Origin of the sequence: Enorma shizhengliae (assembly GCF_009676995.1) — a bacterium.
GTDB lineage: Bacteria > Actinomycetota > Coriobacteriia > Coriobacteriales > Coriobacteriaceae > Enorma > Enorma massiliensis.
This window is the reverse complement of sequence record NZ_VTFZ01000008.1, coordinates 32658-52428: the sequence shown is the minus strand read 5'-3', so window position 1 is coordinate 52428 and position 19771 is coordinate 32658. Positions and strand designations below refer to the sequence as shown.

Sequence of the window (19771 nt, the reverse complement as noted above, 5' to 3'; positions counted from 1 at the left end):
CCCGCAGCCTACTCTCCCCGGTGGTGGTAGACCTTGTACTTGAACTGGTCGGCACGGGCAACCGAAAGCGTGTACTCCACGATCTCGTTGCTCATGTTGAATGTGGTGCGCACGAGGTCGAGCACGGGAGCCCCTTCGTTGATGCCGAGCAGATGGGCATCGGCCGTGCGCGCGATGCTCGCGAAGAACTCTTCCTCGGCCACGCGGATCTTCTCGTGAAAGTCGTGCTCGATAACCTCGTACAGCGGCTTGCTCTCCAACAGCGGGCGCTTGAGCGAAAGGAACTTGCGCATGGGCAGATAGCTGCGCTCCACCATCATGGGAATATCGTCCGCAGAGCGCAGGCGCTTAAGCTTGAAGAGCTTGTCGCCCTCGCGAACGCCCAGATGGTCGGCGAGGTTCGCGTCTGCCTCAATCTCGCTGAACTCCAAGATCGTGGTGTGCGGCTCACGCCCCATCTCACGCATCTGGTCGGTGAAGCTATAGGACTGCATGAGGTTCGTGGTTTGTGCAGAGCGATCGGCAACAAAGGTGCCGCGCCCGTGCTGGCGCACCACGAGCCCCAACTGCTCAAGTTCCTGCAAGGCCAAGCGCACGGTCGTACGCGACAAACCGTAGCGTTCCGAGAGTTCGCGCTCGGAAGGCATGAGGTCACCCGGCCGGTACTCGTACTCGATCTTCTCGGAGAGAATATCGACCAGCTGATCATACAGCGGCTGGCGTCTCATGTTCACAGCCACAAAAGCCCTTCCTTTCCGCGTAAACGTCTCGGCATCCTCTCGGCCCTACATGGCGCTACCGCCCGAAGGGTGAGCGGTGCATCCTACATCTCGTCGTCTTCGTCGTCGCCCGCCGGCTCGAGCTTCTTGTGGCAAACGCCAGCCTGGCCAACGGTTACCGCCTGCTCCGCCATCTCCTCGAGCGTGGCGTTCGCGAAGCTGCGGGTCATGACGAGCTCGATGAGCATGGGAAGGTTGGTGCCAGCGACGACCTCGACGTTGTCGACATCCTGGGAGATGAGCATGGACTGGTTGAACGGGGTACCGCCGAGCAGGTCGCAGAACACGAGGACGCCCTCGCACTCTTCGCGCATCTCGGTGATAGCGGCACGGAGGTCCTCACCGTAGGTCGCGGCCTGGGAACCCTCGAAGGGCACGGCCTTGAACGCGGGCTGATCGCCGGCGACCATGTCGACAGCGCTCTTCACGCCGAGGGAGAAGTCACCGTGGCCGGTAAGAATGAAGCCGATCATCAAATACTCCTTTCAAAGGCGGACCGTTCGCTTGCGCTCGCGAGGCTCCGGTCCATCTGCTGTTACCGCCTGCGAGTGGTAACTGGTTACTACCAGCTGTTCGAAAACTCTAGGCTCGTTCAGAGCGAGCGTTGAGTTTTCCCATGGGGGCTCGGTCGTTTGAACCGAGCACGGTGGCGCCTTCCTAGGCGTCCTTCTTGTCTGCCGGCGCGTTGCCAGCATTTCCACCAATGCCCGCGGTGGGCATCGAGGCCTCGAATTCCTTTGCAAGGTCATCGAGCATCTGCTCGTATTTCTTTGCGCTCTTGGTATCGCCGGCATTGCGGTACTGCTTCGCGATGAGCAGGTAAAGCTTGCTCTTCAGCGCGGGATCCGCGCTATCGAGCATGCCCTCCATGCGCTCAATATAGTCATGGCGCTTGCCGCACATGATATCGTAGGTGAGCTGGCAATCGGCCGCAACGGCCTGGTCGCAGCGCTGCTTGACATCGCTCAGCAGCTCCTTGGCGCGCTTTTTGTCGTCGATGGTGATGAAGTAGTTGAACCCCATGACGGTTACCTGCGCCTGGCGCTTCTTGGAATTGCGCATGCGCAGCATGAGCTCCATCATGCGCGTTGCCATCTCGCGCTCACCGCGCGCCTCGTGAACCATGAAGCGCAGCGTGTACTGCCTGAAGGTGGGCAGCAGAATTCGAGCAAAAAAGTTATTGAGCGTCTTGAACGCATCATCATAGAGCCCAGCCGAATAAAGCGCTTGGATCTTCACATCGAGATAATGGCGAAGAATGGTGCTCGCCAAGAAGTAGACGACCACGATGGCGATGAAGATGATGACTTCTGGTCTCACGAATAGAACCTTTCGACCGAACTCGTATGACACGCGCAGCTGCGGGCGTGCGCCCCGTGCGCGATACGCCGGCTCACGCCAGCGCAGTCATATGATACGAAAAAACGGGCGCGCACCTCCTGGGAGAACGTGGCGAAGCAAGGCTCCAGCCGTGAGGTGTGCACCCGTCTTGTTCGCAATCCCCGAAGGGAACGGTGCCCGCCCGCAAGCGAACGGGCACCGAGCAAAGCAGAGAGGCTTAGCCCTTGGCGATCCAGCCGAGGCCGCCGAGGACGATGGCGATGATCAGGACGATGAAGATCGCCTTGGTCGAGGTCATGCCCTTCCTGCCGAGCAGCCAGTACACGGCGCCCACGAGGGCGGCGGGCACGAGCTTCGGGCAGATCATGTTGCAGATGTGCTGCAGGTCGACGGTCACGCCGCCCAGGTCGATCGGGGCGGAGATGACGATGCCGACGTTGGTGGACACGAGGGCGCCCACCATGAACACGCCCATGACGGTAGCGGCGTCGGTGATGGCGTTGAGCTGGTCGCTCATCGTGGTGACGAGCTTCATGCCCTGGTCATAGGCGATGTGGGTCTGCTTGCAGCGGAACCAGTCGACCACGACGTTCACGGCGATCCAGATGAAGATGCCGATCGGGTTGCCGGCGATGGCCATGTTAGCGGCCAGAGCACCGAAGATGGTGGGCAGCAGCGAGCCGAAAATGGAGTCGCCGATGGAGGCGAGCGGGCCCATGAGGCCGGTCTTCAGCGAAGCGACGGTCTCGAGGCTCTGCAGGCCTTCCTCTTCCTCGATCGCCAGGTCGATACCGGTGATGATCGTGTTGAGGAAGTTGGAGGTGTTGAAGAACGGCGCGCAGTGGGTGCGAGCAGCGGTCTTCAGGCCCTCAGTGTTGTCCCCGTAGATCTTACGGAGCTGCGGAAGAATGATCCACAGGTAACCGGAGTGCTGCATACGCTCGTAGTTCCAGCCAGCCTGGAAACCGATGAGGTTGCGGCGGTTGATCTGCGCGAAGTCTTCCTTCGTGAGCTTATAGCCCGTGGTCCCGTTCGGGAGAAGCTTCTCATTAGAGCTCATCGTCATCATCTCCCTCCACAGCGGCAGCCGCAGCGGGGGCAGCAGCCTGCGCCTTGTTCTGCACGTAGTAGATGTAGGCCAGCGCGAAGCCGATGAGCGCGATGGTCAGCATCGACAGGCTGTTGTAGTCGCCGCCGGCGAGCGCGGTGCCCTCGGGGAGGGTGACGGCGCCACCGAGGGTGGCCACGTCGCCAGCCACGCCCGCGACGTTCGTGAAGAGCGTGCCCAGGAGGGCGGCGATGACGAAGCCGAGGATGAGGTAGGCGATGTGCTTCTTAACCGGCAGGTAGCGGAGCAGGATGGCGAAGCCGACCGCGGGCAGCGCGCCGCCAGCGACGGTCAGGCCGGCGCCGAGCCAGGCGAAGTCGCCGTTGAGGGCCGCGGTGATGGCCTCGACGACCGGCTGGCCGAAGGCGAGGGCCAGGAAGACCGGGAGCATACGGCTGAGCATCCAGGAGACGGCGCCGAACCAGTAGTGCACGTTGTAGGCGTTCCAGTTCATCTTCTCGACGTCCGCGTCGCACATGTGGCCGAAGAAGGTGTTGGCGAAGCGGCCGGCGATGTCGGTGTAGACGAGGATGGCCGCCACGGGCACGCCGAGGACGGCGAGCGCCTGCTCCGGGTCCATGCCGGAGCTCACGGCGAAGGCCGTGGCGATCAGCGTACCGGAGTTAGCATCGATACGGGACGCGCCACCGAAGGTGCCGACGCCGAGGATGGTGAGCTGCATGGAGCCGCCGATGTAGAGACCGGTAGCCATGTCGCCCATGATGAGGCCCGTGATGAAGCCGGAGAACACGGCGGAGCCGGCGCTGGAGTACCAGTGCAGCTCGTCCATGATCTGGAAGCCGGCGTACAGGGTGAGCAAGATAATCTGCCACCAAGCAATCATGGTTTTCCCCCTTCTAACATTTCTCGAAACAATACGTTCCTACGCTATGGACAGCCGCGCATCTCCCCTCGCGGCGTAGCGCCAAATTGGCGTCCGGGAAGTTAAACCGTGAACTTCTCCGGGGTGTTCTGCGGCGTGAGCTGCATAACCATGGGCACGCCCATGGCCTGGATCTCGGCGAATGCGTCGAGGTCGCCCTGGTCGCAGTTGATGTTGAGGCCGAACTTCTTGACGCTATCCATCGTGGTCATGTTGCCCACGATAATCTCGTCGAGCTTCACGCCGGCCTTGAGCAGGCGTAGATAGGTCTCGGGCTTCTTGGCCACGATGAACAGACGCTGAGCGTCATACTTGCCAGCGTTGATGTTGGCAGCGGCCTTCTCCACGGGAAGCACGGAGAGCTTGCAGGTGGCGGGAGTCGCCATGCGCAGCACCTGCTTCTGGGTGGCGTCCTCAGCCACCTGATCGTCGACGACCATGAAGCGGCTCACCTGACGGGCGTTGGCCCACAGGTTCGCGACCTGGCCGTGAATCAGACGGAAATCGATACGAGCGCCTACGATCATGTTACTCAACTCCTTCTTTCTCAAGATGCCTGATGAGGGGCTCTGAGCGCAGGGAGATCGTGCTCTCGTACACGCCCTCGGTTTCGAACAAAACGAGCTCGTTCACGCCGGCGCGCGTGAAGCCGTGGGGAACATAGAGCGTCATGATGGGGCCAACTTCCCAGAAGCGCCCGACGTTCACCCCGTTCACGAACGCACAGCCCTTACCGAAGCCCGTCGTGTCGATGAAAGTATCGGCGGGTTCATCGAGATTGAACTCGAAGCGGTGGAAGGCGGGCTGGCCCTCCTCGAACCCAGCGGAATAATCGATGCCAGAAATGTCGGTGAGCGGCAGGCAGCGCTGCTCCCAACCGGTGATGAAGTGAAGATCAACGCAGACGCCCGTGCGGATGCCCTTGTGCTGCGTATCGGCCAGCAGCTTGTGGCCGTAACCCACGCGCCCCATGTTCTCCATGAGGATGTCCAGGCGGTTCTGCTCGGCGGGAAGCACGCACTTGATGTCCTCGCCGATATGCTCCTGGTACTGCGTGGCAACACAGGTGCCCTCGACGTACACCTTGGCGCGGTCGCGGCCGTCGATCACGCGGATGCGCTCCTCGGCGTCCGGCGCGGTATCGCGCTCAATCTGCGTCGTGTAGAGGGTATAGCCATAGCTCTGGCCTAGGTCCTCCATGGGCTGCGGATACTGAGAGGTAACGGGCTCGGAGAGGGCGTCGAGCACGTTGAAGAGGCTCACGCGCTCCTTGCACTCGATGCTCTCGACGGCGACGGCATCCTTGATGAGGGGCTCGCCGGTCCAAGCGCTCGGGAAGAGCTCACGCACCACATCGCGAAGCAGATACCACTTCTCGGTGGGATTGCCCTCCTCGTTGAGCGGCGCATCATAATCGTACGAAGTCACCTGATGGATATCGTGCGTATGGCGCGCGGAGCAGGCGTTCATGAAGGCGAAGTTGGTGCCGCCATGGAACATGTAGAGGTTGATGCCGTTACCAACCTGGAGGCACTCGCGCACGCAATCGGCGAGGTCCTGAGCATCGCGGCGAATCACGTTCTCGCCCCAGCGATTGAACCAGCCATCCCAGAATTCCATGCACATGAGGGGCCAGTTCTTGCCGTGCTCCTCGTGGAAGGCCTTGAGGGCAGCGAGGTTCTCCGCGGAACGCGAACCGAAGTTGCCGGTTGCGAGCACGTCGTCATCGATGAGGGTGCCCGCGCGCAGGCAACCGCGCCACGGGCCGTCGGAGGTGCAGAGCGGCACATCCACGCCGCGCTCGACCATGAGGTCGCGGATGGCGCGCAGGTAGTCTTTATCCTCGCAGTACGAACCGTACTCGTTCTCAATCTGCATCATGATGATGTTGCCACCATGGGCAATTTGGCGCTCCACCAAGATGGGCATGAGGTGATCGTAGTAGCTCGCAACGTGCGCCAGGAAGGCGGGGTCGTTCGCACGGACGCGCATGGAGCGCTCGGGCAGCAGCCACGCGGGCAGGCCGCCCCACTCCCACTCGGCGCAGATGAAGGGGCTGGGACGCACGATGGCCCAAAGGCCAAGCTCGGCAGCCTCGTCGAGGAAGCGCGCGAGGTCCTTGATGCCGGCGAAATCGAATACACCGGGCTCGGACTCGTGCATGTTCCACGGCACGTAGGTCTCAACCGTGTTGAAACCCATGGCCTTCAGGTTATAGAGGGAATGGTGCCAATCGGTGGGATGGACACGCGTGTAGTGGATCGAACCAGAGAGGATCGTGAAAGGTTCCCCATCAAGTAGGAACTCATTGCTGATCTCAAAGGTGTGCATGACCCTCCCAACGGCAAGCGAATCGACCAAGGCGCAGACCGGGCTTGATTCTCACGGTCCCTTCGCCTTCACGGCACCCTGTCGGCGTGACAGATTGGTGCCTCAGGTAGACCAGTATAACCACATTCTCACCACAAAAATTGAAAACTTATGAAGCGCCTGCGAACGGTTGGTTTTTGCCCATGAGCGGTAAATCTTTATTTCCGCAGGTAAATTGGTATGAGAAAGGTGGTACTCATTTTTGATACAAGTGCATCGTATTTCGAGGTGGTTACAACCACTTAACCAGTAGGTATACCAGTGGAAACGTGATTCTCAGCGCTCCGCCCTCCCCTCTCCATGACGCATAGTATGAAGCTTCCGTGAACGGTCGCCTTCGTCCGGCCAGCGGTCCCCAGAATCGCAACGCTTTCGAGACGCGTTTGAAACACAGGCCCTTTCGCCCCCACTCCCCGCAAGACCGGCATTCTTCGGACTGCAAGCCGGTGCAGGTGCGCTATGCTACTCATGCGCACATACTCATATTGCATCCGTCGCATCGCTTGAGTGGCTGCATCGTAAAAGCGGTGGGCGGGGGTTGGAGGCTGTCGTCATGATCGAGTCGCAACCGTTCGGAACCCTTCCAACCGGAGATTCCGCAACGTTGTACCTATTGAGCAACGGCCAGATCACCGTGCGCGTGACCGACCTGGGAGCGACTATCGTGGGCATCGATGCACCGGGGTCGCAAGGCGAGCTCGCCGATATCGTGCTCGGCTACGATGATGCGGCGGCATATTATCCCAACACACCCTATTTCTTCGGCGCAACCGTTGGCCCGAGCGCCAACCGCGTTTTCCGCGGAGAGGTGCCCATCGACGGCACGGTTTACCACCTGCCGCGCAACGAGGGCAGCAACAACCTGCACACCGACCACGCCTGCGGGCTGCACGCGCTTATCTGGGACGCAGATGTTAACGAAGACACATGCGCGATAACGTTCACCTGCGCTGTCGACGACGGTGCCTACGGGCTTCCCGGAAACCGCACGTTCACGGTGCGCTACGCGCTCGACAGGATGCGGCTCTTGGCCGACTACACCGCCACCACCGACACGGCGACGTTTTTCAACCTCACGAACCACACGTATTTCAATATGTCGGGAGCGGGCTCGGGCTCGGTCCACAGCCAGCAACTGCAGATTGCCGCGGAACGCTATCTGCCCATCGACGCGACCTCGATACCTACCGGTGAGCTCCGGCCCGTTGAGGGTACACCCTTCGACTTCCGTGCACCCAAGCTCATTGGGAAGGACATCGCCGGCAGCGACGAACAGCTCGCGCTCACCCATGGCTATGACCACTGCTTCTGCATCGATGGCTATACGGCGAACGCCGCGGATGGAGGCTCTGCCCGCTTCGCGGTGCGCGTCCTGGACCCCGTGAGCGGACGCGGCATGGAGGTTTGGACCTCGCTTCCCGGCATGCAGCTCTATACCGGCAACTTCCTCGATGAAGATCACGGTAAAGGCGATTGCACGTACCGCGTGCAGGAGGGATTCGCGCTGGAACCGCAGTTCTACCCTGCAACGCCCTCGCATCCGTCCTTCCCGCAAGCGATATTCGATGAGGCGCACCCCTATCGCGCGCACAACGAATATCGCTTCTTCACTGCATAGCGGGGCGCACACGGTGCCTTGGTAGCGCACGCGGTGCCCCGGTCGCACGACCTCACGGCCGCATGGCGCACGCGGCGCCGAGCCTCACGAGCAAGGCAACGGCCTCGCTTCGCCCACAGTCCGCCCCATGGCATCGACAAGCCGTCCCCTGTTATATGGATCCGCCACCATCGTCAGCATCAGCCTCAGGAAAGGGAGGAACCAATGTCTTCACCAATAACGCCGCTCGTAGACCGCTTTGCCGAGCACTTCGGCAACACCGGCAACCCCCTGCTTTCCGTGACCGTGCCCGCACGGTCCGAGATCGCTGGCAACCATACCGACCATGAGGGCGGCGACGTCATCGGCGGCGCGCTCGACGCGCGCATCGAAGCTGTCTGCGCGCTCAACGGCACCGGCACCGCCCGTATCGAGAGCGTAGGCTACGGCGGCTTCGAGATTGACCTCTCCGACCTCGCCGTACAGGCCACCGAGCAGGAAACGACCGCCTCGCTCGCCCGCGGCATGGCCTCCGAGCTCGCCGCGACCGGGCGTACGCCCCAAGGCTTCGACCTCATCATGCAGAGCTCCATCCCCTCCGGCAGCGGCCTCTCGTCCTCCGCAGCCGTGGAGCTCGCCTTCGGTCGCGCGATGGAGGCGCTCTGGGAGGGCGCGGCGATCGATGCCGTGACGCTCGCCAAGATGGCCCAGCGCACCGAGAACAACTACTTCGGCAAGCCCTGCGGCCTGCTCGACCAGCTTGCGGAGGCACTCGGGGGCCTCGCCCACATGAGCTTTGCCGACCCCGAGACCCCTGCCACCGAAAAGCTCGCCTTCGACTTCGAAGACAAGGGCTATGCGCTCGTGCTGGTAAACGTGGGCAGCGACCACAGCGCCCTGACCGGCGAGTACGCCGCCGTCCCCGCCGAGATGAAGCAGATTGCCGCCGTCTTTGGCAAGGAGCGCCTGTGCGAGGTCGATCCTGCTGCCTTCGACAGCGAGGTCGTACGCCTGCGCCGCGAGCTGGGCGACCGCCCGGTGCTGCGCGCCCTGCACTATTGGCGCGAGAACGACCTCGTGCTCAAGCGCTGGGACGCTCTCCAGGCTGGTGATATCGACGCATTCCTGGAACTCACGCGCGAGTCCGGAGCCAGCTCCGCCATGTTCCTACAGAACGTGTCTGTAGGAGGCGCGCCCGAGCAGTCCGCTATGGTCGCGCTGGGCCTTGCCGAGCGCCTGCTCGAGGGCCGCGGCGCCTGCCGCATCCACGGCGGCGGCTTCGGCGGCAGCATTCAGGCTTTCGTTCCCGTCGAGCGCGTTGACGCCTTCCTTGCCGGCATGGATAGCTGGTTCGGCGAGGGCGCTTCCCGTCATTACCGCATCGTGCCCGAAGGAGCTGCATACGCATGGCTGTAAACAATGCTCAGGCCGTCGCAGGCGAACAGACTACCGCACAGGCCCCCTCGCTCGCTCAAGACATCGAAGCGCTCGTGCGCTATGCCGTAGCGAACGGGCTCTTGGCCCCCGAAGATGAGACGTGGGCCTATAACGCCGTGCTCGAGTGCGTGGGCGCCACCGGCCCAGGCGCTCCGCATGCGGCCGAGATGCTCGCCGACCAATACGCGCTTGCCCCCACGCGCGACCTTGCCGACCCTGAAGGCATCCTCGAGTTCGAGCTGCCCGCAACCGATGGCTTCGATCTCGAGGCGGTCATCGAGCGCATCGCCGCCGCAGGCGTTGCGAACGGGCGCGAGGAAGACACGCCATCGGGCGCCGATCGCATTGCCACCCGCGTGATGGACCTTGTCATGCCGCGCCCCTCCGAGGTAAGCGCCACCTTCGCCGAGCTCTATGACGAAGACGGTGCCGAGGCAGCGACCGACTGGTTCTACCGCATGTGCTGCGACGCGCGCTATGTGCGCACGGCGGCCATTGCGAAAAACATCGGCTGGACCTCTCCCACGCAGTGGGGCGACCTGGAGATTACCATCAACCTCTCCAAGCCCGAGAAGGACCCCAAGGCCATCGCGGCGGCCGGCGCCGCCCCTGCGACGGGCGATGTCTATCCCGCCTGCCAGCTCTGCATGGAAAACGAAGGCTACCGTGGCCGCGGTGCGGGCGAGGCCAACGGCGCGCATCCCGCTCGCCAGAACCTGCGCATCGTGCCCATCACGCTCGGGGGCGAGCATTGGGGTCTGCAGTACAGCCCGTACGCGTACTTCAACGAGCACTGCATCGCCATGAGCGCCGAACACCGCCTCATGCACGTTGACCGCGAAAACATGGGGCGCTTGCTCGACTTCGTGGACCTGTTCCCCCACTACTTCGTGGGCTCGAATGCCGACCTCCCCATCGTGGGCGGCTCGATTCTCTCGCATGATCACTTCCAGGGCGGGCGGCACGTCTTCCCCATGATGAAAGCCCAGGTTGCTTCCACATTCTCTATGGACGGGTTCCCTCACGTTGAGTGCTCGGTTGTGCGCTGGCCGCTCAGCGTGCTCAAACTCGCGGCGCGCGACCGCGAGCAGCTGCTCGATGCTGCGGCACACGTGCTCGATGTGTGGCGCGACTGGTCCGATGAGGCTGTGGGCGTAATCGCGGAGAGCAACGGCGAGCGCCACAACACCATCACCCCCGTCGCATGCCGCGAAGGCGAGAACTACGTGCTCTACCTTGCGCTTCGCTGCAATGTCACCACCGACGAGCACCCGCTGGGCGTGTTCCACCCGCATGCGGAGTGGCACCACATCAAGAAGGAGAACATCGGCCTCATCGAGGTCATGGGCCTGGCGATCCTGCCTCCCCGCCTGGTTGACGAGCTCGGGGCTGTGGAGCAGTACCTCGTTGAGCTTTCGGGGGAGCCCGCCGCGCTGGCCAAGGCGCTCGAGGCAGACGCCCTTTCCGCCCCGCACGCCGCATGGGCACTCGAGCTTGCTGAGGCCCACGGGCCGATAAGCGCGGACACCGTGGAGGACGTCGTGCGCGCGGGCGTGGGCGAGGTCTTCGGCCATGTGCTCGAAGATGCCGGCGTCTACAAGTGGGACGACGAGGGCCGTGCGGCGCAGCAGCGCTTCATCGACGCGCTGTAAGCTGGCCTGTCGGCTGCGCAGGTGCGGCCGACCTTCCGCAGCAGAGGATCTTCACTCGATTTCTTTCGGGCGCTTTTTCGCATTCTGTGCCGGTTTTTCTCTCAGAGCTGCGTAAAAGCGCCCGAAGATTGCCGCGCCGGCACAATCCCGCTGCCGCTTTGTCCATAGCTTTTGGATTTCTATGCGGGTGACCTTGCGCTGTGGGCGGTTTCCACGTATTATTGTCGTTCGCAGGCGCTTTGCGCCGTGCGTGTGGCCGCCAGCATAGCTCAGTTGGTAGAGCACCGCTCTCGTAAAGCGGGGGTCATCGGTTCGAGTCCGATTGCTGGCTCCATTGAATATTGCAGCCCGGGTAGGTAGCCTATCCGGGCTGTTTTGTTTTTATGGTGCTCAGATGACCCGCGCGTTGCCGGGCGACTTTCGGACATGTAATTCGTTCTCGGGCGTGATCTGGACGCTCAGACCCCTCAAAATGGCAAATTGTCGCCCGAAAACCCCGGCAATGTCCGGATTAGGCCCGGAAACGCAGGGCACGTCCGAATCCCGCCCGGCAAGCAAACTCGGCAAACAAAAGGGACCGGAGCGGCAACGGCTCCGGCCCCTCAAACTATCTTCCTATCGCAACAGCCCGTACGTCGAAATGCTCACTACGCGTAAACGCCATAGAGGCGGATGTTCGCGTTGGCGAAGAGCCCGTTAGCGAAGTCTGTCCACGTGGTCGTATATCCCGACATCTGGTTGCTGTACTCCTGGTACGCCACATAGTACGCGGTAACAGCCTGCTCATAGGTAGCGGTATCGCCGGTAAAGGCATCGCCGAGCGCCAGATAGTAGGAGCCGTCCGTAGACGCCCATGTGTTGTTCTCGGAATCCCACTCATCGCCCGCAAGGTCGATGATGTACTGGGCATATTCGGCCGAGGACGTTGAGGTGTCGCCATTCTCAGGGGCGGTGGGCTCGGTCGGAGCCGTAGCGGTCGACGCCTCCGGAACAACCTGGCTGTAGAGCTTCTGAATGAGTGCGCGCTCGCGGACGATCTCTTTTGCCTGGTCCTCGGTGACGCCGTACTGGGTGGCGAGCGTCGCGTAGTCGGAGCTTCCCAGCATGGACTCGGCAAACTGGTCCATCTCGTCATCCGAGACCTCGATGCCGCGCGATTCCGCCTCGCTCACGAGGATATTGTTGCGGACCGTGGAGATGATAGTCTCGGCCGAGGGAACGCTGTACGTGCCATCGCTGTTTTGCGCGGACTCGAGACTGTACTCGCTCTCGATGGCGCTGCGCACGGTGATATCGTGCGACGCCCCGTTGTAGGTATAGGACGCGATCACCGTGTCGAGCTGGTCCTCGCCCACCGTCGCCGTGCCGGTACCCGTGCCGCCGAACCCGCCGCTTCCAATCACGTAGCCGATCACCGCAGCAACCACGGCAACGATGATAAGGGCCGCCACGCCGCCGACCATCACGCCGCGCGGCACGTTCGCGAGCACGCCCGTATGAGCAGGCTCGTCATCGCCGGCATCGCGCGATTCGTCGTCTCCGGGCTCGCCGTCGGCATCGTCACCATCGTCGCCGCCATCGCCATCGTCGCCCGAGGCGGGCTCGCAGCCGTCTTCGTCGTCAAGGCCGTCGGCATCGATGCCTTCGGCCTGGGCATCCTGCGCCTCATCGTCACCAGATGCGATATCTTCTGCAGATGCGCCAGAAACGAGCTCTACCGGGTTCTCAGGCAGATCGTCCGGCACATCCGAGCGTTCGATGACCTCGATGCCCTCAATGACCTCGTGCTCCGACTCATCCTTCTTAAGAATCAAACCCATGAGTCCAACCTCTCTGATAACCAGCGAACAGCCCCGTGGAGCCAGTAGCTTTTACGCATGCGCGAAACGATATGGCACGCAGCAGCGCTACAAGCAGCTGCGCAGCATCCTGTTTAGGATACCGCCGTCCGCCCGCCCTACGCGCCTTGGGCTTTACTTAACCCGATAATTGATAAACCCGGCCCGCGCGGTCGCTCGAGCCGGGTTCAATCGCCCATTTCTAAAGGTGCGCAATAACGGCGTCGGCATATGCCCGCGTACCCGCCGCCCCCTCGGCGCTTCCCGTGAGCGCACGGCGCACATCTGCCGTCACCACAGCGCCCTCGGCAAGCGTCGCGCGCACGGCAGCGCGAATCTGCTCGGCAGCCTCCGCTTCGCCCAAATGCTCGAGCATCATGGCCGCCGAGAGAATCTCAGCGGTGGGATTGGCGATGTCTTGCCCTGCGATATCCGGCGCCGAGCCATGCGTGGCCTCGAATATCGCGCAAGAGGTCCCGATGTTCGCACCGGGAGCCATGCCAAGCCCGCCAACGAGCCCCGCGCACAGATCGGACACGATGTCGCCGTAGAGATTCGGCAGCACGAGCACGTCGAAATCCGACGGATCCTGCACGAGGCCCATGCACGCCGCGTCGACGATCTTGTCTTCGAAGGCGATGGAGGGATGCTCCGACGCAACCTCGCGCACCGTGCGCAGGAACAGGCCGTCGGTCGCCTTCATGATGTTCGCCTTATGGACCGCCGTGACCTTGCGCCTGCCGCAGCGCTCGGCATACTCAAACGCCGCCTCGGCGATGGCGCGCGAGCCCGCCTCGGAAATCGGCTTGATCGAGATGGCTGAGTCTGCCCTGAAGGGACGCAGGCCCGCCTGGTCTACGAGGCCGGCGAGCGCAGCAACCTCAGGGGCGCCGGGATCGAATTCGATACCGGCATAGAGGTCCTCGGTATTCTCGCGGAAGATCACGAGGTCGACATCGTGGTAGCGCGAGCCGTCTCCAGGAAGCGAAAGGCACGGACGCACGCAGGCGTAGAGGTTGAACGCATGGCGCAGAGCCACGTTGACGCTGCGAAAACCCGTACCAACCGGTGTGGTGATGGGCCCCTTGATGGCTACGCCCACCTTGGACACCGCGTCCAGCACGCGCTGGGGCAGGGGCGTCCCATACTCGTCCATAACGCCCGCGCCAGCCTGCTCAACGTGCCAGGTGATGGAGACGCCGGTCGCCTCGACCACGCGGCGCATCGCCTCGGTGATCTCGGGGCCGATACCATCGCCGGGTATGAGCACCACGTCGTGCGTCATGGGCTACTCCTCCTCGTCCTCGACATCGTCCTTCTGGACGCGCGCTTTCTTCTTGGGCGCATCGAGCTTGAAGCGCTTGACGAGCATGTCGTAAATCTCACGCGAACGCGCCTTGAGATAGGCGCCCTTGCCGTTCTCGGCATCGAAATGCAGGCGCGCGGCGAGTTCCTCCGCAACATCGCCCGCGATCTTGCCCTCGGCGAAAACATACAGGTAGCCGAGCATGTCACGGTACTCAAGGTCGCCGTGATAGCACTGGATGGCCTCGTCGACGATGGGCCACACCTTCTTGGAGCGGCCGCGCTCGGTGGCGCCCCACGCGCAGAGCATCTTGAATGCCGAGAGCCTGAGCGTCGCAGAGAGTTCGTCGAAAAGGGCGGTCTCGGCTCCCTCGTACGCTGCACCGATCTCTTTCGCGTGCTCGGGCACGAGCTCGGTGAGCGCGTCGAGAATCTCCCAGCGTGTCTGCGCCTCGGGGCGATAGAGCGCGTCGATCATCTCGGAGATGTACGGGGCGAGCAGCTCGGGCTCATGCTGGGCGAGCAGTGCGGCAACGCGCGCGGAAAACTGGCGCGTGCGCCGGCTCGAGCTTCCCAGGTCTTCGATGAGCGCTGCGAGAGCCGTGTTGTCCTTCTCGATGCGCGCCAGCGTGGCGAGCTCCTGCGGATCGAGTTCCTGCGCGGTGATATCTGCCATTCGAACCTACCTCTTCTTACGTGTGCCCTTGCGCGCAGCATGCCCCGAGCCCTGCGAGGCTCCTTGACCGGCATCGGATTCCTGCGCGACCGAAATCATATCCGGCGCCGCCTTTCCCTTGTGGCGGGCGCGCCGTGTTGCCTCGCCGCTCCCCCGAGCGGCGCGGGCGCGATGGCCCTTGTTGACGTTAAAGAACCGATCGAACTTCTTCCATGGACCGCTCGACTCGCCGAATCCCATCTTAAGGCCGGTGAGGCACCCTGCAAGGAACCCAAGCGGTGCCGAACACAGCAGCGGAATGAGGGTGAGAACAGCCGTCGCAACGATGCAGGCAACGAACGCGATAAGGTTGTACACCCAATACTCGCGCGAGGTCGCGGCTCTCTCCCCCGCATACGTGCCCACGGTAAACCCCAGGTAGATGCTGAAAAGGAAGACGAGAACGAACGCGATGATGAAGGCGGGATCGGTCATGCGCGCCTACTTCCCATGGTGCCCATGGCAGCACTCATGGCCCTCGCCGTGATCGTGATGCCCGTGACCTTCGCCATGGCAGCACTCGTGATCGCCATCATGATGGTGCCCATGGCAGCACTCGTGCTCGCCTTCGCCGTGGTCGTGGCCGCAGCCGCACTCGTCGCCACGCTCGTGGTCGTGGCCGCAGCCGCACTCGTCGCCATGCTCATGGGCATTCGTGTAGAGCGACCAATCAAGGCCGGCGGCAACCGCATCGCCCTCCTCCTGATAGAGAAGGGTGATTGCCTGCGTGCCCAGCTCGGCGCCACCGATAGCGTCGAGCATGTCGTAGAGGGCGTACGCGGTATCGGCGCCGGGAAGGGCAATCTCCTTCTCCTCGGCCTCCTCGAGCGCCAAACGGATGTCCTTGATGAAGTGCTTCACCATGAAGCCAGGCTTCCAATCGCCGTCGAGCGCCTTGGGCGCAAGGGAGTCCATAGCGCCCGATGCTCCCGTGCCGGTCAAAATCATCTTACGGGTCTGCTCCAAGTCGAGGCCGCTCTGCTGCGCGAGCGAGAGCGCATCTGCCATGCCGACCATGGAGGATGCAAGCACGATCTGGTTGGCAAGCTTGGCCGACTGGCCCTTGCCCGCACCGCCGAAGCAGAAGATGCGCGCGGTGAAGGTCTCCAGCAGCGCGCGGACCGGTTCGATGTCGCGCTCGGTCGCACCCGCGATGGCCGTGAGCGTGCCGGCGATGGCACCGGACTCGCCACCCGTCACAGGGCAGTCGAACGCCATGCGGTCGCTCACCGCTGCAGCCTCGGCGATATCGCGCGCAAGCGCGGGCGAGCTCGTGGTGAGGTCGATGAGAACGGCACCGAGCTTGGAGGCCGCGAGCAGGCCGTCGCTCGACAGGTAGAGCTCCTCGACGTCCTCGGGATATCCCACCATCGTGAAGACGACATCCGCATCGCGCACTGCCTCTGCGGGCGAGGCTGCCCACACGGCGCCTCGCTCGACGAGCGGCTGCGCCTTGGCTTCGGTGCGGTTGTAGACCGTGAGCGGGTAGCCGGCATCCATGATGTGGCCCGCGATGGGCGCGCCCATGATGCCCGTTCCTATAAACGCGACGCGCTGCTTGGTATCTGCCATGTTAATCTCTCCTATCAGATGATCCATTTTGGACCCGTCCCAAAATGGATCGTTCCACGAACTTTGTACACGTCATCCCGTGAGGGGTTCCGTGGTGCTTCGAATTGCCCTGAAAGAGGAGGGGGGACGCCTCAGGGCGCCGACCAACGATTGAAGGGCAAGGCGGAGTGCCACGAAAGCCCTCACCCGCGGACCTTTTTGGCGATACGGTCCGTGAGCGATGCCTTGTCGGCGCGGTTCTTCCCCCAGAAAATGACGGCAACCATACCCGGACCCACGTGCGCGCCGATGGTTGGGCCCACGGCACCCCGGATGATGGTAAGGTCGGCGCAGCCCGGCTCCTTGCGAATCGCCGACTCCAGCCAGTCGCCGTCCTTCTCGCAATCGGAGGTGACGATGGTCATGGGCAGGTTCGGATCGAGGACGTAGTTCTCCTTGAAGGCCTTCACGAGCGATTTGAGCGCCTTCTTGCGCCCGCGGTTAACGCCGGTGAGGGTCAGCGAACCGGAAAGATCGAACGACAGATTCGCCTTGATATCGAGCTTGCTGGAAATCTGTGCCGCCGCCGGAGGAATGCGACCGCCCGCCGCAAGGGAGTCGAGGCTATCGAGGGTGAAGTAGCCGTGCACGTAGGTCTTGGACTCGTTCGCCCACTCGGCGAGCTGAGCGGCCGTGAGTCCCGCCGCGCGCTGGCGCACCGCCTCAAGCACCAAGAGCTCACCGCACGCGCAGGGAAGCGCGTTGTCGACCACGTAGAGCTCGAAATCGGGGTACTTCTCGCGCACCTCGTCGGCCGCGATGCACGCGTGCTCGTAGCTCGAGGAGAGCGCAGAGGTGAAGGCGAGGTACACCGTCGGCGTCCCCTCTTCCGCGCACTCGGTGAAGTACTCCAGGTAGCGACCGACCGAGATGGCCGCGGTCGATGCCTTCACGCCGCTGCGGATCTGGTCGTAGAACCATTTAGGCGTCATCGAGGTCCAGATGTCGTCGGCCTTCTCGACGCCGTCGAGAATATAGGGAAAGCCTAGGATATCGACATCGAGGGTCGCGGCGATCTCGGGGGTGAGGTCGCTGCAGGTGTCGACCGCAATACGGCAGCGGTTCTTGTACCCTTCGGACGCGGCAGTGCTCATCGACAAGCCTTTCTCAAAAAAGGCGGCTGCCCCGCATGGACAGCCGCCCGCCTTTACGCATGCAGTAGACGTATTTTACTCGTCTAAGCTCTCAATTTTCGGCTTGATGATGCCATATCCACCATTCTTACGGTGATACACCACATTGATGAGGCCCGTCGTGGCATTTTCGAACACATAGAAGTCGTGTCCGATGAGGTCCGTCTGCACGAGCGCTTCCTCTTCGGTCATAGGGGTGATGTCGATGACCTTCTCGCGCACGAGCAGATCGTCTTCCTCTTCGGGCAGAAGCAGGTCGGCAAGGTCGTCGACGGGCGGCACCGGCGCAACCTCGGCTGCCGAGGGGCCCTGCTGGCGGTTGTCGACCACCTTCGTCTTGAACTTGCGCAACTGGCGCGTGACCTTATCGGCCGCAAGGTCGATGGCGGCATACATATCCGCCCCGTGCTCGGCCACGCGAATCACCGAGCCTCTCGCACGGACGGTGACCTCCACGATCGCAGGTTCGGGAATCGAGGGGTTCTTCTCGTAACGTAGAACGACGTCGGCCGTCATGGGCTCGATATCGAATACCTTGAGCGCCTCGCCGACTTTCTCTTCAACACGTGCGCGCAGAGCATCAGTTACCGTGGTCTTACGTCCCGAGACCGTGATATCCATATGTGCTCCTATCTATCCGGGGACAGTACGTATGATGTTTGTACCCAATCGGAGCGCGGGCATCACATGAGCCATTGAGGCTGCGGAACGTGCCGTTCATCGAAATGAGCGCAGCGCGCACGGGCACATGCGCTAGGTGCCGTACGGAATGCACGCTTGAACTCGGTGCTAATCGAGGCTGTTGATATCCTCCGTAATCGTTGGCTCGCCGTCCGAGGAGGCGGACTCATCATCGGACGCACTCTCGTCCGTAGACAGGGTGACACCCGAGATGACCTCGCTCGAGAGGCTCAGCGGCACCGGGCCGTACCATGCCTGGTGAATCGCATCGAGCGTGCCATCGGTCGCGAGGGCATCGAGCGCATTATTCACCTCATCGGCTAAATCGGACGACGACGAGAGGTATGCGATACCGTACGAGGTTGACGAGCTGATGGTGCCCGCGAAGAACACGCCTTCGTACGAGCGAGCGAGATAGCCGCCCGCGGTGGCGTCGCACGCAACGTAATCGACCTCGCCCGCGGCAAGGGCCTCGAAGCACTCGTTCACATTGCTGTAGGTGCTAGACGCCACGACGTTCACGCGAGCGAGTGCCTCCTGCGAAGCGGAGCCGTCCTGCACGCCCACGCGGGCCGACGTGAGGTCGGACGCAGACACCGTCGTCGACGCCGCACTCGTGGAACCTGTATTGATGCCGAAGATTGCGGTCGCGTTTTGCAGGACCTCGCCCTCGGTCGAGATGTCGCCGGACTCGTCGCTAGCGGTAGCGCCCAGGTAGATATCGGCCTCGCCGCCCTCGAGCGCGCTCGAGGGCGAGGTGGCGCTCACGAAGGACACCTTGAGTCCCATGTTCTCGGCAAGCGCGGTCGCGACATCGATATCGTAGCCTACGAGCTCGCCATCCGTACCCGTGATGACCTGCGGAGCGTCGGACGTATCGAGAGCGACGGTGAGCGTGCCGGCCTGAACGAGCTCGGAATCGGCAATCGCCTGAGCGGGCGTCTCGTCTACCGCCTCATCGAGCGACGGCGTGGCAAGCGAGCAGCCCCCCAGACCAAACGCGAGCGCGAGGGCGGCAACCCCCGCCGCAGCCCGTACAAGCCTCGACTTCAATCCATCCACCATCGCGCGATCCTCTTCATCCCAAGCGCCGGAATCGGCGCCAACCCTATGAGCTCCACTCGCCACGAAAGCAAGCGGTCTTTTTTCGATGTCCTCCAGCTGACCTGGTCTTTTCCCCCACACCTGCGCACTGGAACGTTTGCTCAGCCACCGCGATGGCATCACGACTTGCCCGCTCGTCCGCGGGGCGGAATTGCCCCTAGAAACGGACGGTGCGACTTACCTCTAGGACGCGCCATGATCGCACGCATGCGCACAC

18 protein-coding genes and 1 tRNA gene are annotated in these 19771 nt (G+C 62.7%); 4 read left to right on the top strand and 15 right to left on the bottom strand.

Translation table 11 applies throughout. From position 1 onward, the window contains the following. Positions 1-8: 8 nt before the first annotated feature. From GJE22_RS06745 to GJE22_RS06715, 7 genes are all read right to left on the bottom strand, one after another. Positions 9-728 (bottom strand): GntR family transcriptional regulator, encoded by a 720-nt coding sequence (locus GJE22_RS06745; protein WP_154324133.1) that lies wholly within the window; start codon positions 726-728, stop codon positions 9-11. 95 nt (positions 729-823) lie between these two features. After that, on the bottom strand, positions 824-1252 hold the full coding sequence (locus GJE22_RS06740; RefSeq protein ID WP_019128874.1) for a PTS sugar transporter subunit IIA domain-containing protein: 429 nt from the start codon (positions 1250-1252) through the stop codon (positions 824-826). 184 nt (positions 1253-1436) lie between these two features. Next, positions 1437-2099, bottom strand: coding sequence for a hypothetical protein (locus GJE22_RS06735; protein WP_144688558.1), 663 nt, complete (start codon positions 2097-2099; stop codon positions 1437-1439). Positions 2100-2337: 238 nt separating this feature from the next. After that, positions 2338-3189: a PTS system mannose/fructose/sorbose family transporter subunit IID gene (locus GJE22_RS06730; protein ID WP_144688556.1), complete on the bottom strand. Its 852-nt coding sequence runs from the start codon at positions 3187-3189 to the stop codon at positions 2338-2340. Further along, positions 3170-4072 (bottom strand): PTS mannose/fructose/sorbose/N-acetylgalactosamine transporter subunit IIC, encoded by a 903-nt coding sequence (locus GJE22_RS06725; protein ID WP_144688554.1) that lies wholly within the window; start codon positions 4070-4072, stop codon positions 3170-3172. Before GJE22_RS06725 ends, GJE22_RS06730 begins: the two co-directional genes overlap by 20 nt. A 101-nt stretch (positions 4073-4173) precedes the next feature. Beyond that, complete coding sequence (locus GJE22_RS06720; protein ID WP_019128870.1) at positions 4174-4638, bottom strand: PTS sugar transporter subunit IIB; 465 nt, start codon at positions 4636-4638, stop codon at positions 4174-4176. 1 nt (position 4639) lies between these two features. Beyond that, positions 4640-6442, bottom strand: coding sequence for a glycoside hydrolase family 35 protein (locus GJE22_RS06715; RefSeq protein WP_144688552.1), 1803 nt, complete (start codon positions 6440-6442; stop codon positions 4640-4642). 592 nt (positions 6443-7034) lie between these two features. Between GJE22_RS06715 and GJE22_RS06710 the strand changes: the two genes are divergently transcribed. The 4 genes from GJE22_RS06710 to GJE22_RS06695 all read left to right on the top strand — a co-directional run bounded on the left by GJE22_RS06710 (position 7035) and on the right by GJE22_RS06695 (position 11501). Continuing rightward, positions 7035-8099: an aldose epimerase family protein gene (locus GJE22_RS06710; protein WP_144688551.1), complete on the top strand. Its 1065-nt coding sequence runs from the start codon at positions 7035-7037 to the stop codon at positions 8097-8099. A 204-nt stretch (positions 8100-8303) separates the two neighbouring features. After that, positions 8304-9494 carry a galactokinase gene (locus GJE22_RS06705; protein WP_144688549.1) on the top strand — a complete coding sequence of 397 codons (1191 nt, stop codon included), beginning with the start codon at positions 8304-8306 and terminating at the stop codon, positions 9492-9494. Then, positions 9485-11167, top strand: coding sequence for a UDP-glucose--hexose-1-phosphate uridylyltransferase (locus GJE22_RS06700; RefSeq protein ID WP_144688547.1), 1683 nt, complete (start codon positions 9485-9487; stop codon positions 11165-11167). The genes GJE22_RS06705 and GJE22_RS06700 overlap by 10 nt, the downstream gene beginning before the upstream one ends. Before the next feature lie 258 nt (positions 11168-11425). Next, a tRNA-Thr gene (locus GJE22_RS06695) sits at positions 11426-11501 on the top strand. A 313-nt stretch (positions 11502-11814) separates the two neighbouring features. Here the strand turns inward: GJE22_RS06695 and GJE22_RS06690 are convergent. The 8 genes from GJE22_RS06690 to GJE22_RS06655 form a co-directional block, all read right to left on the bottom strand. Continuing rightward, positions 11815-12987 (bottom strand): hypothetical protein, encoded by a 1173-nt coding sequence (locus tag GJE22_RS06690; protein WP_144688545.1) that lies wholly within the window; start codon positions 12985-12987, stop codon positions 11815-11817. A gap of 220 nt (positions 12988-13207) precedes the next feature. Then, the gene (locus tag GJE22_RS06685; RefSeq protein ID WP_144688543.1) at positions 13208-14290 is read right to left on the bottom strand and encodes an isocitrate/isopropylmalate dehydrogenase family protein; all 1083 of its coding nucleotides are present in this window, start codon (positions 14288-14290) and stop codon (positions 13208-13210) included. 3 nt (positions 14291-14293) lie between these two features. Next, positions 14294-14986: a hypothetical protein gene (locus GJE22_RS06680; protein ID WP_144688541.1), complete on the bottom strand. Its 693-nt coding sequence runs from the start codon at positions 14984-14986 to the stop codon at positions 14294-14296. A 6-nt stretch (positions 14987-14992) separates the two neighbouring features. After that, positions 14993-15460, bottom strand: a complete 468-nt coding sequence (locus tag GJE22_RS06675) for a hypothetical protein (RefSeq protein ID WP_186297437.1) — start codon at positions 15458-15460, stop codon at positions 14993-14995. Between the two features lie 6 nt (positions 15461-15466). Further along, entirely contained in the window at positions 15467-16597 is a 1131-nt protein-coding gene (locus GJE22_RS06670) for an NAD(P)-dependent oxidoreductase (protein ID WP_144688539.1), read from the bottom strand. 182 nt (positions 16598-16779) lie between these two features. Then, positions 16780-17730 carry a DegV family protein gene (locus GJE22_RS06665; RefSeq protein ID WP_144688538.1) on the bottom strand — a complete coding sequence of 317 codons (951 nt, stop codon included), beginning with the start codon at positions 17728-17730 and terminating at the stop codon, positions 16780-16782. A 75-nt stretch (positions 17731-17805) separates the two neighbouring features. Beyond that, positions 17806-18390, bottom strand: coding sequence for a ribosome hibernation-promoting factor, HPF/YfiA family (hpf, locus tag GJE22_RS06660; protein WP_019128859.1), 585 nt, complete (start codon positions 18388-18390; stop codon positions 17806-17808). Between the two features lie 168 nt (positions 18391-18558). Further along, positions 18559-19515, bottom strand: coding sequence for a substrate-binding periplasmic protein (locus GJE22_RS06655; RefSeq protein ID WP_144688536.1), 957 nt, complete (start codon positions 19513-19515; stop codon positions 18559-18561). Positions 19516-19771: the final 256 nt, after the last annotated feature.